We start from the raw sequence: 582 nt of genomic DNA on the forward strand, positions 1-582 counted from the left end.
ATATAGCAGACATCCGACAAGGATATTTTGATAAAGGCTCAGAAACTCCTACATTTGACTTCTCGGTTAAAGTTTTGATTCTTGATACTAGTTTAGAAAGTGTAAATATCTCATATGCAGGGAAAAGCTATGTATACAGCCATGGTCCTGTAAACCCTGTAACCTTTACTTGGTCATCGAAGAGTGAAAATGCTTTAGCCAAAATAGATATCTCTTCTCCCCAAATCAACAGTGCAGGTATTAGTTCAACTGGGCCTTGGTCAATCTTCCGCCTTATTGAAAAAGGTAAAATTATTCGCCAAACAGGAAATACCACCGTTGTCGAATACAATATTAAAGGAAAAAATCTTGTACTTGAATTTACTACTTCTACTGCCTTTAATCCCTTTAATTTAAGTAAATTAAGGAATTTTCAGTGTATTTAAAAGTCTCAATAGAGATGTAAATAATATTGTCTAAAATATCACTATCACATATTTTATCCCTATTTAAAATATAGGATGAAAATACTTGTAACCGGAATATTGGTTTAAGATTGACAAGGAGTTTTCCGAAATGAATAGAACTATCGTTGCTCATACG

At 33.0% G+C, this 582-nt stretch carries 1 protein-coding gene; it reads left to right on the plus strand.

Annotated elements, in window-relative coordinates; translation table 11 throughout:
- The coding region (locus ACTHS3_RS16600) for a type VI secretion IcmF C-terminal domain-containing protein (protein ID WP_440368586.1) at positions 1–425 on the plus strand (425 nt) is incomplete at its 5' end.
- Positions 426–582 lie beyond the last annotated feature (157 nt).

This window comes from Neisseria sp. P0009.S007, from assembly GCF_051962515.1.